The organism is Candidatus Nanopusillus massiliensis (assembly GCF_920984865.1).
On record NZ_OV100765.1, the window covers coordinates 591,555 to 591,863 of the forward strand.

At 28.1% G+C, this 309-nt stretch carries 1 protein-coding gene (cut by a window edge); it reads right to left on the minus strand.

Annotated elements, in window-relative coordinates; translation table 11 throughout:
* Window positions 1-128: 128 nt before the first annotated feature.
* A protein-coding gene (locus tag LUA84_RS04860; protein ID WP_342765408.1) for a hypothetical protein crosses the window boundary here: on the minus strand, window positions 129-309 show its 3' portion. Its footprint extends 29 nt past the window's final position; only the last 181 of its 210 coding nucleotides appear in the window; its start codon lies beyond the right edge, outside the window; it ends in the stop codon at window positions 129-131.

Genomic DNA, 309 nt, shown 5'->3' on the forward strand with positions numbered 1-309 from the left:
TGAAGCTTCCTGTAATATTCTTTNNNGATTTACATATCCTGTAATTGTTTCTTTTGGTATTTTATTTACAAAAAAATTTAGATCCCCTGGCAAAGGCAAATTATATTTCCTTAATAATCTTGGANNNATTAATGGATATTCTTTTTTATTTTCNAAATATTCCCAAAAAGAAGCTCGAACATTATAGATATATTGAAGTTTACAAATACACCTTCTTTTTCCTTTAAATGAATAAATTTAAATATTTCTGGATGCCAGGATTCCAAAATTCCCATGTTTGCCCCTCTTCTCTTTCCTCCTTGTTTTACT